This is a genomic window from Cohnella sp. GCM10020058 (genome assembly GCF_042683485.1).
In the GTDB taxonomy this organism is placed as follows: Bacteria; Bacillota; Bacilli; order Paenibacillales; family Paenibacillaceae; genus Cohnella.
This window is the reverse complement of record NZ_JBHUJV010000017.1, coordinates 510,292-524,205: the sequence shown is the minus strand read 5'-3', so window position 1 is coordinate 524,205 and position 13,914 is coordinate 510,292. Positions and strand designations below refer to the sequence as shown.

The 13,914-nt window shown below is 59.5% G+C and carries 11 protein-coding genes; 1 reads left to right on the top strand and 10 read right to left on the bottom strand.

Annotated features, from left to right (window positions below; all coding sequences use genetic code 11):
• Positions 1 to 72: 72 nt before the first annotated feature.
• From ACFSR7_RS29820 to ACFSR7_RS29810, 3 genes are all read right to left on the bottom strand, one after another.
• Positions 73 to 456 carry a VOC family protein gene (locus ACFSR7_RS29820; protein WP_378167940.1) on the bottom strand — a complete coding sequence of 128 codons (384 nt, stop codon included), beginning with the start codon at positions 454 to 456 and terminating at the stop codon, positions 73 to 75.
• Between the two features lie 103 nt (positions 457 to 559).
• On the bottom strand, positions 560 to 1,228 hold the full coding sequence (locus ACFSR7_RS29815) for a MarR family winged helix-turn-helix transcriptional regulator (RefSeq protein ID WP_378167938.1): 669 nt from the start codon (positions 1,226 to 1,228) through the stop codon (positions 560 to 562).
• A 228-nt stretch (positions 1,229 to 1,456) separates the two neighbouring features.
• Positions 1,457 to 2,413: a D-2-hydroxyacid dehydrogenase gene (locus tag ACFSR7_RS29810; protein ID WP_378167936.1), complete on the bottom strand. Its 957-nt coding sequence runs from the start codon at positions 2,411 to 2,413 to the stop codon at positions 1,457 to 1,459.
• A gap of 142 nt (positions 2,414 to 2,555) precedes the next feature.
• Between ACFSR7_RS29810 and ACFSR7_RS29805 the strand changes: the two genes are divergently transcribed.
• Positions 2,556 to 3,260, top strand: a complete 705-nt coding sequence (locus tag ACFSR7_RS29805) for an FHA domain-containing protein (protein WP_378167934.1) — start codon at positions 2,556 to 2,558, stop codon at positions 3,258 to 3,260.
• Here the strand turns inward: ACFSR7_RS29805 and ACFSR7_RS29800 are convergent.
• The 7 genes from ACFSR7_RS29800 to ACFSR7_RS29770 form a co-directional block, all read right to left on the bottom strand.
• Positions 3,226 to 5,301 (bottom strand): penicillin-binding transpeptidase domain-containing protein, encoded by a 2,076-nt coding sequence (locus ACFSR7_RS29800; protein WP_378167932.1) that lies wholly within the window; start codon positions 5,299 to 5,301, stop codon positions 3,226 to 3,228. The two genes, ACFSR7_RS29805 and ACFSR7_RS29800, sit on opposite strands and share 35 nt — an antisense overlap.
• Before the next feature lie 171 nt (positions 5,302 to 5,472).
• A complete protein-coding gene (locus tag ACFSR7_RS29795; RefSeq protein WP_378167930.1) occupies positions 5,473 to 7,146 on the bottom strand; it encodes a DUF4091 domain-containing protein in 1,674 nt (557 codons plus the stop codon).
• A complete protein-coding gene (locus tag ACFSR7_RS29790) occupies positions 7,136 to 8,323 on the bottom strand; it encodes a trans-sulfuration enzyme family protein (protein ID WP_378167928.1) in 1,188 nt (395 codons plus the stop codon). Before ACFSR7_RS29790 ends, ACFSR7_RS29795 begins: the two co-directional genes overlap by 11 nt.
• Complete coding sequence (locus ACFSR7_RS29785; RefSeq protein ID WP_378167926.1) at positions 8,320 to 9,486, bottom strand: Gfo/Idh/MocA family protein; 1,167 nt, start codon at positions 9,484 to 9,486, stop codon at positions 8,320 to 8,322. Before ACFSR7_RS29785 ends, ACFSR7_RS29790 begins: the two co-directional genes overlap by 4 nt.
• A 49-nt stretch (positions 9,487 to 9,535) precedes the next feature.
• Positions 9,536 to 11,296, bottom strand: coding sequence for a glycoside hydrolase family 35 protein (locus tag ACFSR7_RS29780; protein ID WP_378167924.1), 1,761 nt, complete (start codon positions 11,294 to 11,296; stop codon positions 9,536 to 9,538).
• Between the two features lie 12 nt (positions 11,297 to 11,308).
• The gene (locus ACFSR7_RS29775; protein WP_378167922.1) at positions 11,309 to 12,085 is read right to left on the bottom strand and encodes a response regulator transcription factor; all 777 of its coding nucleotides are present in this window, start codon (positions 12,083 to 12,085) and stop codon (positions 11,309 to 11,311) included.
• The gene (locus ACFSR7_RS29770; RefSeq protein WP_378167920.1) at positions 12,085 to 13,911 is read right to left on the bottom strand and encodes a sensor histidine kinase; all 1,827 of its coding nucleotides are present in this window, start codon (positions 13,909 to 13,911) and stop codon (positions 12,085 to 12,087) included. The genes ACFSR7_RS29775 and ACFSR7_RS29770 overlap by 1 nt, the downstream gene beginning before the upstream one ends.
• Positions 13,912 to 13,914: the final 3 nt, after the last annotated feature.

Here is a 13,914-nt window from a genome sequence, read left to right as displayed (position 1 = left end):
CTTCAATGAGCCGTTTAAACAATAAACGAGCATGCAGGCTTCATTTCCCGCATGCTCGAACAATTAACAGCATTAAATACCCTGATTCAATTCGATGAGATTCCCCGCTGGGTCTCGTAAATAGGCGACGCGGTGTCCCCACTCGGGGGTGTCGAGAGGCGGCTGAACGAACGAAACGCCCTTTGACTGCAACGCCTCATACGCAGCATCTACATCTTCTACGCGGAACACGAGCGCGACTTGGTCGCGGCCGCTGAACGGCAACGACGCGGGCCTCAATTCGACCGGATCATCTGCCATCGGCGTCTCGAGCGCAAAGCTGACGTCTCCCGTCGCAAACTCCGCAAAAGGCGTCGTTTCGTCCCCGTATCGCACTTCAAGTCCGATGATATCCCGATAAAATCTAAAGCATTCCTGGATATTCGGTGCCAGCAACCGCATATGAGATAGCTTCAAGCCCATCCTCCGCCCTTCGTTTCGGATGATCTCAGTTTAACATGCACCGGGTGCATACGTTTCTTATCGATTGCTGAATACATTTCCCGTACCAATGGCTGAGTTAAAACGAATCCCGGTCCGGCCTCGGGCGGATGCCCCAACCCGCTCCGCCCGGCGCCGGTCTGCGATGGCGTCCGCCAGCCGGATCGAAGCCGTGTCCTCTTCCATGTTCCGGGTGACCGCCGTGACCTCTGCTGCGGGGATCGAAACCGCGAGGACCGAAGCCGTGTCCTGGATGTCCCCGTCCGCCGCGTCGATCGTCGTCCCGGCCCTCCAGGCCTTCCGCCCCGGCTAATTGCCGCTCCAGCTCCGCGATTAACCGGTCCAGGTACTCGCCCATCGTTCGCTGTTCGTCCTCGCTGAGGCACTCGAACAGCTTGTTATGGTTCTCCTGCTGCTTTTCCATCTCTTCCGCCGCCTGCGCGCCGGCTTCCGTCAGCTTCACGTTCATCACTCGACGGTCTTGATCGGACGGCGTACGCGTCACGTAACCGCTGCGTTCGAGCTTGCCGAGCAGCTCGCCAAGCGATTGATTGCGCATATCGAGCAAATAGGACAGCTCCTTCTGTGTAATTTCCGGCTTCAGCTTGAGCAATGACAGCACGCGTCCTTGTCCGCGAAGCGGGTCGCCTCCCCCTGCGCGCTCTCTCAGTAAATGGTGCTGGTATCGACGCAGCAGGATGACGATGCGGAACAATTGCTCCATCAAATTCGATTGATTATTTTCCATGGCGATTGCCTCCAATTATTTATTCAGGGGCCTGACTATCAGGTGCCTGACTTAATAATACAGGTACCTTGTTATTATGTCAAATCGTTATTGCAATAAAAAAAAAGCCTCGCCGAAAATCGGCAAGACTCAGATAAGCTTGGCTGGGGCGCATCGATTAACCGAAAATGAAGACTCCACCCGTCGCATCCCCTCTCGTACAGAAGGCGATGAGCGCCTTCACGCCACTCACACGACCCGATTGGCCGTCTTCCCTGCCAAAAACGCCTCCAGGTTACTGACGGCGATCGCCATCAGCCGCTCCCGCGCTTCCCGCGTCGCCCACGCCTGATGCGGCGTGATGATGCAGTTGGCGGCGGACAGCAGCGGGTTATCGGCCGACGGCGGCTCCGCGGACAATACGTCCAGCCCGGCGCCGGCGATGCCGCCGGCGTCCAGGCAGTCGGCGAGATCCTGCTCCGCGATCAAGCGTCCGCGCGCCGTGTTGATCAGGAAAGCGGACCGCTTCATCCTTGCGAGACTGTCGCGGTTGATCAGTTCTTCCGTATCTGTCGTGAGCGGGCAATGCAAGCTGACCACGTCCGATTTTTCCAGCAGCTCGTGCAAGGATACCCACTCGAAGCCATCGAACGGAGGCGCACCGTCGGGATGACGCTTGTACGCGGCGACCTTCATGCCGAAGGCTTGCGCAATGCGCGCAACTGCTTCGCCGATGCGGCCGTAGCCGACGATTCCGAGCGTCTTCCCGCTCAGCTCCGTGAGTGGCGTCCGCCAATAGCTGAAGTCGGGGCTGCCCGCCCATTCTCCCGCTTTGACGGAGCGATCGTGCAGCCCTGCGTGCTGGCATAGCTCTAGAAGCAAGGCGAAAACGGATTGCGCGACGGAATCCGTTCCGTACCCCGGCACGTTTGTAACGGCGACGCCTCGCTCGCCAGCCGCCCGGACGTCGACGATATCGTATCCGGTCGCCAGCACGCCGATATATTCTAGCGCGGGCAGCTTCGCCAGCAGCTCGGCACGGATCGGCGTCTTGTTCGTCAGCACGATGCGCGCATCTCGCGACCGTTCCTCCGCAAGCGCTGGTTCCGTCCGATCGTATACTTCCACTTGGCCCAGGCGTTCGAAGCCGCTCCAAGACTGATCGCCAGGATTCAGCGTATAGCCGTCAAGCACGACGATTTTCACATTAATCCACTCCCTTTCCGGCGGGTCCGCATCACGGCAGTTCCATGCAACAGATGACGGGACCGCCGTAACCTGCAGACCGCATCGTACGTCTTATTTACAGCATAATCTTCGACTCTGAAAAAATCGAGGTGCAGCAAAAATGAATTCATCCCCTTGCCTCGTCGTCATTCGCGGCTATCCATACGATGAGGGTACCGTTCTGGCACTGGAGCGGCCCAACGTCATTCTGGGCCGCAAAGATGCCGAATGGACGCCGGATATCGGTTTCGACAATGCCTATGTGTCCAGAAAGCATGCCGGGATCGCTTATGAAAAAGGAATGTGCACCTTGACGGACTTTGGCAGCAAGCACGGCACAACGGTAAACGGCAACAGCGTGATGCCATTCAAATCCGTCAACCTGAGTGCTTCCGACATCGTCGCCTTTTCCAAAGGCACGGTTTGCCTGGTTTTTTCCAGCCGGGCATTGGAAGAAACGCTGGAACTCCAGCTCGAGCGCGACACACAGATCCTGCCTGGCACCGTTGCGGACCACTTCGCGCTGGATCCGATCAGGCAAGCGCTAACTGTTCGCAATACCACCTACCCGTTTACGGACAAAGAATACAAATGCGTCGAGCTGCTCCTGCGCAAGGAACGGAGATTCGTCGGCAAAGAGGAAATCGCCCGCTGCGTATGGCCCGAACGAACGGGCGAGGACGGGAGCCCGGCGGCCGGCTCCGAAGAGATCAACTCTCTCCTGTACCGGATCCGCAAAAAAACGGGTCCCGTCCTCTCCATCGAAAACGTTCGCGGCAAAGGGTTCGTGCTCAGCCTTTCATCGCTTGCTGAAAAATCCGTTTGACCTTCGGCGTGACATAGGTGCTGCCTCCGCGTCCGTTGACGTCTTCGACCATGACGGCGAGCAGCAGCTTGGGATCGTTTGCGTCAAAGCCGACGAACCAGCCGTTCTCCTCGCCCTTTATACCTTTCGTCGCCTTAAGCTCGGCCGTGCCCGTCTTGCCTGCGATCGCTGCTCCTTGAATGTAGGCGCCATGACCGACGCCCTCCGGACTCGCCACCGCCAGCACGAGATCCTTTTTCAAAAGCTCCGCCGTCTCGGGCGCCATCGCGGCCGCCTTCCAGATCTGCGGCGAATCCGGATCGTCCTCCAGCGTCAAGCGAGGATAGGCAATATTACCGCCGTTGACGATCGCCGAGAAGGCAAGCGCCACATGAAGCGACGTCATCGTCACCTCGCCTTGTCCATAGCCCGAATCGGCGAGTTGAATCTCGCTTTTGATTCCTTTGTTGGACAACTGGGACTTGGCCAGCGGATAGACGATCGGGATCGCTTCCCCGATGCCGAACTTGGCGACGTCCTCCGTGAACTTGTCCTTGCCGAGCGCGAGCGCTGCCTGCGCGAAGTAGATATTGTCCGAGTACGTGAGCGCCTTGGACAGGTCGACCGGATTGACGGCATGAACCCGCTTCACGTAGTAGCTGCCCCACGAGCCGTCCTTCGTCCATTTCAAGCCGGAGATCTCGACTTCCTTGTTCGGATCGAGCGTGCCTTCGTCCAGCCCGATTGCGGCCGTGACGAGCTTGAACGAGGAACCGGGCGCATAGCCTTTGGAAAACCGGTTCAGAAACGGGTGACGCGGATCGTCGTTCCAGGCTGCGTACTGCTTGGCGGACAACCCGCGCACGAAGGCGTTGGGATCATAGGACGGGCTGCTGAGCAGCGCCAGCACCTCGCCGGTCCGAGGCTCGATTGCCGCAGCCGACGATGCGTCCGCCTTAATCTCCTCGTAAATCTTTTTTTGCAGGCCTGCGTCCACAGTGAGTTGAAACGACGTTCCCGGCTCGGCCGGCTTCTCGGCGAGCACCGCCTTCCGCTGGCCGCCGGCGTCCTCGATCGCGACGACGACGCCGTCCGTTCCTCGCAGCTTGTCTTCAAGCACCTGCTCCAGCCCCGCCTTGCCGATGACGTCCCCGGTCTTGTAGCCTTTATCCTTGAGACGCTCCAACTGCTCGGCATTGATCTCTCCAACGTATCCGGTCAAATGGGCCGCGGCTTCGCCAAGCGGATATTCGCGGAGCTTCTTTTGCTGAAAAGCGACGCCGGGCACGCCGTCGAAGGCATCCATGTCGGCTTCGTCCACGATGCCGATCGGTACGAACAGTCCCGGCTTGACCCAGGAAGCGCCAAGCTTGCGGTCCATATCGGCAACGGTAATGCCGAGCTTGGCGGCTACCTTGGCTTTGACGGCTGCGGGGTCGTCTCCGAGCTGCCCGGGAATGATGCCGAGCTGTGGCGCCGTCCCGTTCACGGCAAGCCCTTCGCTCCTGCGGTCTACGATCTCGCCCCGTTCGGAGGCCAACGTCTGTACGCGCACCTTGTCCCCGTCCTTCATCTCCGGGAAAATCATCGACGGCGCCCAGTCGATCCGCCATTTTTGCTCCTCGCCGTCCTGCGTTTTTCTAGCCGTGCCTTCGCCCTTGAACGAGACGGGACCTGCGATCGTCACCATTTGAACGGTGAACTGAAACTTCTGAACGACCGGCCCGGCCGAGGCGGTCGAAGCCGGCGACCCCGAAGGCGAACTCGCGGGTGCCGGCGAGACATCCTCGACTTCCAGCTTCTCAGCCTTGATACCTTCGTAAATTTTGCCGTAGCGCTCGGCGAATTGCTCTGCGGTCTGCTTGCTCCTGGCGTCGGGCGTCAGCATCGCATACATGCCCGCATAGTCGAGCTGCTGCCAATCCTTGAGATAGACGCCGATCGCGTCTTCGGCCGTCGGCTCCGGCGTCGGTTCCGGCGTCAGGTTGTTGGCGCCGCCTTTGCATCCGCTTAGCACAGTCAAAACCAGCAGGGCTGCGATCGCGCCTTTTCGTATTTTCATTTTTCCGCCTCCCGGCTCGAGTTGTCCGCCTACGACGCTGCTTCGATCGCAATAGCGTGGGATCGATTCTATTGCTATCATAGAGCGGCAACTCTTTCCATTCAATAGAAGAAAAATGATAGACGGCCGATAAGCGCCAATTTGAGCAGATTCGCACGCTTTACGGCGCGATTACCGGTTGAAATCCCGGATTGCCTGATTGATACGCTCCCGCTTGCGCAGCAACCAAACGGCGTCGCGCGGATATTGGGCAAAGGTAAGGGGGGCTTCGAGTCCGCCTTCCGCCAGCGCCGCCGCTGCTTCGCGGCCCGCCAGCGTCTCTAGCAGCCGCAGGGCGCGCAGATCCTGGAGCGCCTCGCGCACAATTTTGAGCCGGATCGATTCAATCGGATCCTCTCCTTCGCTTCCCGGATACACCAGAAAAGCATCCCCGGACGGGAATGCGCCGTCCGCGTCGGTCACCTCGAACGGCCGGATCGGACGCTCCGAATACTGCGCGTACCAGAAGTTAAAGCCCCAGTGCAGGAAACCCTTGATTCCGTACTTATAAAGCTGCAAGCCGAGAATGCGGCTGCGGGCGGAGGGCATGTCGAAAAAGCGGTTAGCGACGTCCTTGTACTGCGCGCAGCAATAATACGTCCAAAGATCGGGTACGTCGGCCGCCAGAAACGGATCGATCCGATCGTTCGCAGGGATCGGCTGTCCGACAAGACCCAACTCATAAAAGGCGAAATCGGACAGCGCATCGATGATCGGAAAACCGGGCAAATGCTTGCGCATGATCTCGGCGGCGGCGCGATACGACTCGACATCGGCTTCATGCGGCTCGTCGGATACATGGAAATAGATGCGGTCTTCCAGGCCGCGGGAGCGAATATAATCGACGAGCTCCGGCAGGAAGGCATCGAGAAAGCGGCGGTAAGGCTCGCCGGCCGCATCGGTATGCCAGCCGAACAGCTTGATCGGCACACCCTCCGCCAGCGCCTCGATTTTCGGCGCATGCTTCGCGCCCCACTGGGTGAACAGATGGGAAAATTCGAAATAACGGATGCCCTTGCGCAGCCCCATCTCGATCCAGCGGGTCAGCTTGTCGAAGCCGAAGCGGTAAGCCTCCCCATCCAGCCGGACGTCGATCAGTTGAACCGTCGGCCGCTCGCCGCCGATCGCCGTGTCGAGCGGCGGCGTAAACAACGGCGTGAGCAGCATGTTCATGCCGTGCGCTGCCGCCGTACCGACGTACGACTCGATCAGCGCCCAGTGCCGCTCGCCGAATATATCGACGCCGTATTCCGTCGCCAGACAATCCGCGTGCAGCCACTCGGTGTGGACCAGCTCCTGCTCGGGCAGTTCGGCCGGCACGATCTCCAGCGTGAAAACCTCATGTCCCAGCGCTTCTCCTTCTTCGGAGACAAACGCGATCTCGATCGCATGCCCGCCAGCGCGAGTGCCGCTGTCGACCGCAACCTCGATCCATAGCGATCGCCACTGGCGCGGCGGCACCTTGAACGTGTCGTCCCGGCCGAGCGGAAGCAGCGGATCGGGATATAGCCCCGGCACGCCGCGCAAAATACCGTCGTCCGGATCTCCGTAGCACGGCAGCGCGGACGGTGCGAGTCCGACGGTCTTGACGACGATCTTGCCTTCAAGCCCGGGCGCCGCAACCTCCACGCGAACCCGCGCAGCCCTCGTCAGTTCCGGTCCCCGATAGGCGACCTGGAACGAATAAAATTCCCCCCGCAGCGCGGTGCCCGTTCCGAAGCGTTCGTCCGGCATTGCCGATTCGTCCGGGAATACCTTGGCGAGCGAGCTCAAGCAACGGGTTTCTAGCGCAAACTTACCGGACATCCTTTTGTACCTCCTCTTGATGATCGAAGCCCGCCGCGCGGAACGCGCGCGACAAGTCCGCGATCAGCTCGGCCGGTTCCTCCAGCCCGACATACAGCCGCACGACGGGACGCGTCGTACGCGGCCGTCCCGCAGCGCCGTCCTGGAGCGAGACCAGACTTTCGTAGCCGCCCCAGCTAAAGCCGATGCGAAAATAAGTGAGCGAATCGACGAACCGCGTAAGACGTTCCCGATCCGATCCGGCCTCAAACGAGATCAGCCCGCCGAAGCCCGACATTTGCGACTGTGCAAGCGCATGCTGCGGATGCGAGGTCAGCCCCGGGTGGCGGACGCGTTCTATGAAAGGCAGCGAGGCCAGATAGCCGGCGACGGCGAAGCCGCCTGCCTGATGACGCTCCATCCGCAGCGGCAGCGTGCGCAGCCCGCGCATGATCACGGCAGCCGTCTGCGGCAGCATGACCGCCCCTAGGAGGACGAGCTCGCTGCGGTCCAGCGCCAGAATCGCTTCGGCGCTGCCGACGACGGCGCCGCCCATCGCGTCGCTATGTCCGCCCGCGTACTTCGTAAGCGAGTGAACAACGAGGTCGATACCGAGCGCGAGCGGGTTTTGATAGCACGGTGTCGCCCAAGTATTGTCGATGATTGTCCGAATCCCCCGCTCCCGCGCCAGCGTTGCGCATCGGCGCAAGTCCTGCAGCTCGAACAATAGACTCGTCGGGCTCTCCAAATAGAGCAGCTTCGTCTCCGGCCGAATCGCCGCGACGATATCGTCTATGTCGGCGCCGTCGACGAAGCTCGTCTCGATTCCAAGCCGCTTCAGGTAGCTGCCCATCAATATTCTGGCAGGGCCGTAGGCTTGGTCTACACATACGATATGATCGCCCGTATTCACGGATGACAGCACGGCCGCCGAGATGGCGCCCATGCCCGTAGCGAAGCAGCGCGCCCGCTCCCCGCCCTCCAGCTCCGCGAGCCTGTCCTCGAGCGCGCGGACGGTCGGATTGTTGCCGCGCGAATAAATAAAGGCATCCGCGTCTCCTCCGGCGCGCTCCATATCGGCGACGTTCGGAAACGTAAACAAGCTGCTGTCGTATATGGGCGTATGCACGGCGCCGAAGTGCCGTTCGTCATGGGCGTCATGCGTCACGGCGGAATGCATCGACATGCCGCTCTTCATATCGCCGCCCCCGCTGTCACGGACGGGATGCCGCGGAAGGCATCGCTCTTCGACGACCGCTCGGCTTCAAGGCAGGTCAGCGCGCTTCTGATGCCCATGGCGAGCGGCGTAGCCGACTTTTCTTTGCCTGCCATGACGCCGATAAAATTAAGCGCCAGCGCCGAGTCGCCGCCGAAATGCGGCAGCTTGGCCGCTTCCAGCTTATAATTTTCTACCCGCCGCGTATGGTGCATGAATACGTTAACCTCGTCGCGGTAAAAGTCGAACTCCGCCGTGCCTTCATAACCGATGAGCCGGACGCCCCGCCGGGCGGCCGCTTTGCGCGAGTAGAAGTTCTGCGAATAGACGGCATGCATGCCCGACTCGTACCGGATGAGGACGCTCGCCGAATCGTGATTGCCGGTGTCGACCGCGAACGCGCACTGATCGCCGGTCACCTCTTCGTCCCTGAACCGCTTCAGAACGTAAGGACTTTCCGGGCAGATGCGGTTGTCCGCGCAATCGCCGCAGCGCAGGCCGGCAGGCTTGTCTCCCTTAAAAACCCGCTTCGAAGCCATCGCCGCGACCGAGACAGGCTGCTGGCCGATCAGGTAATTCAGGCAGTCCAGATCGTGGGTCGCCTTTTGCAAAAAAAGACCGCCCGTCTCGGCTTCGTCCCGATACCAGCTGTGATAGTAGACGCCGCCGTACGGAACGTTGTTGACGGCTTGGGCATGCTCAATCGTCCCCAGCCGCCCAGAGTCGATAATCTCCTTGGTCAGCTTGACGATCGGGGTGTTGCGCAGCGGGAACGAGACGACGACCTCCGAGCGGGACATCTCCTCCGCCTCGGACAATAACTGCAAATCCGCGAACGTGATCCCGACGGGCTTCTCGAGGAAAAGCGGCAGATTGCGCCGCATGACTTTGACCGCCATCTCGGCATGAAGCGCGCAGCGGGTACCGATCATGACGCCTTCAAGCGCCTCTTGCGCCAGCATCTCGTCCGCGTCCTCATAAAAGCGCACGGCCGGCGCCTCGATTCCTTTTTCCGCGAGCAGCTTCGCGGCCTTGGCGGTGTCGATATCCGCGATCGCAGCCACTTCGACGCCCGCCTCCAGCTCCAATAGCCGATCGAGAAAGTAGTGCATCCGCGTGCCGTAGCCGATAATTCCGATTTTCATTTCGATGAACTCCTTTCAGCTTCCGACGGTCCGCGCGGCTTTGACGGCATTACCCAAGCTCCGCTGTATCTTGCAGATTCGCTTGCAGCGAAGACGTTCCGTGCAGCGCGAAAACGATAAGCTCGTTTCGCCCCTTGCGCAGCAGCGGACCGGGCACGTACAGCGTCTTCTGCGGACCTTTTTCCCAGTAGCGTCCCAGGTTAAAACCGTTCACGAAGGCGACGCCTTTTTTCCAGCCGTCCAATTTCAAAAAAGTATCGCCAGCGTCTTCTACCTCGAAAAAACCGCGGTAGAATGCAGGCTCATCCGCTTGCGATGCGCCGTCGCCAGGCGCAAATCGCAATCCGGACAAGTCGTCGAGCGGCAGACAGCGGACGGTCCAGCCGAACATAAAATGATGGTACAGCTTTGCGCCCGCTTTGACGCCTTCGGTGATGCCTTTCGGATCGCGCAGCTTTGCGCCGTAGTTGATGCGTCCCATATTCTCGACCAGGATGCCGAGCTTTGCGCCCCCCGTCGGAATGTCCGCCTTCACCGCGCCGTCGCCGCTCCAACGCTCGACCGTGCCGCAGTAAGCGCCGTCGATGTACACGGTCGCCCGGTCGCGCACCTCCTGCAGCATGATTTCACAGTCCGCCTGCGGTCCGCTGATGTCCGTCTCGTACCAGATGAAGCCATAGTCCTGCCCCAGTCGCTCCATCGTCTCGGGAACGACCGTCTGAACGGCTTCGCCCAGTGCGTCGAAAGCATCGAACAGCGACACGCGCTCCTCCATTCGCACCGTGCCGTAGCTTCGCTTCGCGGGCGTCGCGGGCGGTTCCCCGGGCAGCTCGGCATAGCGGCCGATCACTTCCCGGATCGCCCAATACTTTCCCGTCGGCTCGCCCGATTCGGACAGAAGCGCATTGTAGTCGTAACTCGTCACCGTCGGTTCGTAATGCTCGATATGATTGGCGCCGTTATAGAAGCCGAAGTTCGTGCCCCCGTGGAACATATAGAAGTTGACCGATGCGCCTGCCGCAAGGATGCGGTCAAGCACGTCGACCACGTCAGCAAAGCCGCGCACATGATGCTCGTCTCCCCAGTGGTCGAACCAGCCGTTCCAATATTCCATGCAGACGAGCGGCCCTTCGGGCCGGTATTCGCGCAGCTTGGCGAACGCCTGCTCGGGCTTGGAACCGAAGTTCAGCGTGGCAAGGACGCCGGACAGCGTACCGCCTTGGAGCATATAGTCTTCAGAACCGTCGGACGTGAAGAGCGGTACGTCCATGCCGCCGTTTTCAAGCTCTGATTTTAGAAAATTCAAATAATTCTTGTCATTGCCATAGCTTCCATATTCGTTTTCGATTTGCAGCGCGATGACAGGACCGCCCGACGTACATAGCAGCGGCTTCAGCCGCGGCAGCAGCTCGTCGTAATACGCCTTCACCTTCGCCAGATAGACCGGATGGCTGCACCGCAGCCGGATGTCCGGTTCGGCAAGCAGCCAGGACGGCAGTCCGCCGAATTCCCATTCCGCGCATATATAAGGACTTGGACGCAAGATGACATGCAGCCCAAGCTCGCCGGCCAGCCGAACGAAACGCTCCACGTCCGCGATGCCCTCGAACCGGAATTCGCCCTCTTTTGGCTCGTGCAGGTTCCAGGCCACATACGTCTCGACCGTATTGAAGCCGCAGGCGCGAAGCTTGCGCAGCCGGTCCTCCCAGTATTCCGGCACGATGCGGAAGTAGTGCATCGCCCCGCTGATGATGCGCAACGGCTCGCCGTTATACACGAAGCCGTCGCCTTGGATCGCGAAAGTAGCCATGTTGGATCGCTCCTAGCCGTCGGCCCCTCCGCCCCTATACTCGTTGGGCGTGACGCCGACCGTTCGTTTGAATAGCTTCTGAAAATAAATTTTGTCGCCGTAGCCGACGATATGGGCGATCTCATACACCTTAAGGCCCGGATGATCGCGCAGAAACTGCTTGGCCTTGTCGATGCGCACCCGGTTCAAATAATCCGTAATCGTCTCTCCCCGCTCGCGGCTGAACAGCTTGCTAATATAGCTCGCATTAAAGCCGACCTTGTCCGCGATATAGGACAGATCGAGCTCCTTGTTGTATTCTTGGTCGATCAGACGGCAGATTCGGTCGGCCGTCGAGACGCTTTCGGCAGGAGCTGCGGCGACCGCGGTCCGCTGGGGATCAGCGTCGTCAGCACCGTCTTGGCGCTCGCGCTTCTGCGCGGCGAAGCGGTCGAGCAGCTTGAATACTTCGACCTTGTCCATCGGCTTAAGCAAGTAGTCTGCCGCACCGGCCCGCAGCGCCTGGCGCGCATACTCGAAGTCGTTGTAGCCGCTCAGCATCACGATAAATACGCCGGGCAGCTTCGCCTTTGCCTGCTCGATGAAACGCAGGCCGTCCATCATCGGCATCTCGATGTCGGTGATAATGACGTCCAGTTCATCCGGCTCCATATCCGACAGCCGGAGCATCGCTTCCAGTCCGTTGGCATGCTGGCCTGCAATCTCGAGTCCGCCCGGGTACCTGGACAAGATCTTCGCGATCCCAAGCCGGATGTGCTCCTCGTCGTCGACGATCATCACCTTCAACATCAATCTTCCGCCTCCTCTTCGTCCTGACGGCCAGGAATGGCGAGCTCCACCGTCGTCCCTTCTCCGGGGCGGCTGTCGATACGAAGCCCGTAGCTTTCTCCGAACTGCATTTTGATCCGCTCGTGCACGTTGCGCAGTCCGATGCCCCTGCCGGCCACCGCGAGCGGACGCCTGCCGTAAACGTGATCCCGAATTTCCTTGAGTTGGTCTTCGTTCATGCCGCTGCCGTCATCCGTCACGATAAATACGCACTGCTCGCCTTCGTGCCGGACGCCGATCTGGATCGTGCCCGGACCCGTCCGCTGCTTGAAGGCATGGTGAATCGCGTTTTCCACGACCGGCTGCAGCATCAGCTTGATCGAAGGTATCCGCAAATCCCGTTCAGGAATGTCGACGATCAGCGTGTATTTGTTCGAAAACCGCATGTTCTGCAAGGCGACGTAATTATACAAATGCTCGAGCTCGTCCGCGATCGAGACCCGCTGTTCACCGTGATTGACGCCGTACCGGAGCAGCTTGCCGAGCGTGAACGTCATATCGGCCACTTCCTCGTCGTCGTTCAGCTCGGCCTTCATCCGGATCGTCTCGAGCGTGTTGTAAATGAAGTGCGGATTGATCTGGCTCTGCAAAGCGGCGTATTCGGCTTCCTTCTTGCGCGTCTGCGTCTCCTTCACTTCCTCGAGCAGATCTCGAATACGGGTCACCATAATGTTGAAGTGACGTCCGAGCAATCCGACCTCGTCGCGATATTTTTGATTAAAGCTCACGTCCAGGTTGCCCGTCTGAACCTCCTGCATCAGCAGCTTGATCTTGCTGAGCGGCCGCGTCAGCGCGTATGAGATCGCGATGGCGATCAGCAGCGCCAGCGTGACGAAGCCGGCCGACGTGAGCAACGTGACGTTGCGGGTGACAGTCGCCTGCCGCGTCGCCTCCGCCATCGGGATATAGACGAACATTTTCCATCCGGTGAGCGACGACTTGGCGTATGTCGTAATATACTTTTTGCCTTCGATCTCATACGGAAAAGCCCCTACGTTCCCGGTCGCTTTCCGAATGGACAGGTCGGCGGACAGATCGTGAGTCGTAAGCTGACCTTCGCTGTCGAACACGACGCGGTCGCGGTCGTCGACGAGCAGGGTCTTGCCTTTGGTCACCTGATCGAAATCCTGGATCTGCCGCTTGATCGCCGAAATATTCGTATCGAACACGATATAGCCGATCGGGCTCAAATCCTTGTTGGTCTGCTTCAGCTCGCGAATGACGGAGAACGCATAATACGCTTCCTGGCCGCTGGATACCTCCTGCGTGCTGACGATCATCGGCTTGCCGTCTCCCTCGGCTGCGATCCGCGCCCATTCCGACTTGACCTGTTCCAGATTGTTGCGTTTGCCGCCGGACTTGATGTTGTACGTCATATTGCCGTAATTATCGAATACATACACCGATACGGTATCCGGCTTGATTTTATTAAGTGTAGTAATGTAATAGTACATGCCATTTGTTTTGGCGAGCGTCCATTCCGGGTCGGCCAGCCAGTTCAAAAAATCCTTGTTATACAGAGGCATGGCGGACATATTAAAAAGATCAGTTACGTAGTCGTCCAACTTCTGCAACATCTTGGACGTCATCTCGGTCCCGTAGGCGATCGTATTTGCCTTTATGGACCGCGTGTAGTAAGTCGAGGAAGCATAGCTGATCATGACCAGCGGGAGACAGACCAGTGTCAGAAAGACGATCAGCAGCTTCTGCTGCATGTTCAGGTTGGCGAAGGCGAGCCACAACCGCTCTCCTATTTTGCCGACGGCTCCCTTTATGCTTCCTCTCATCCT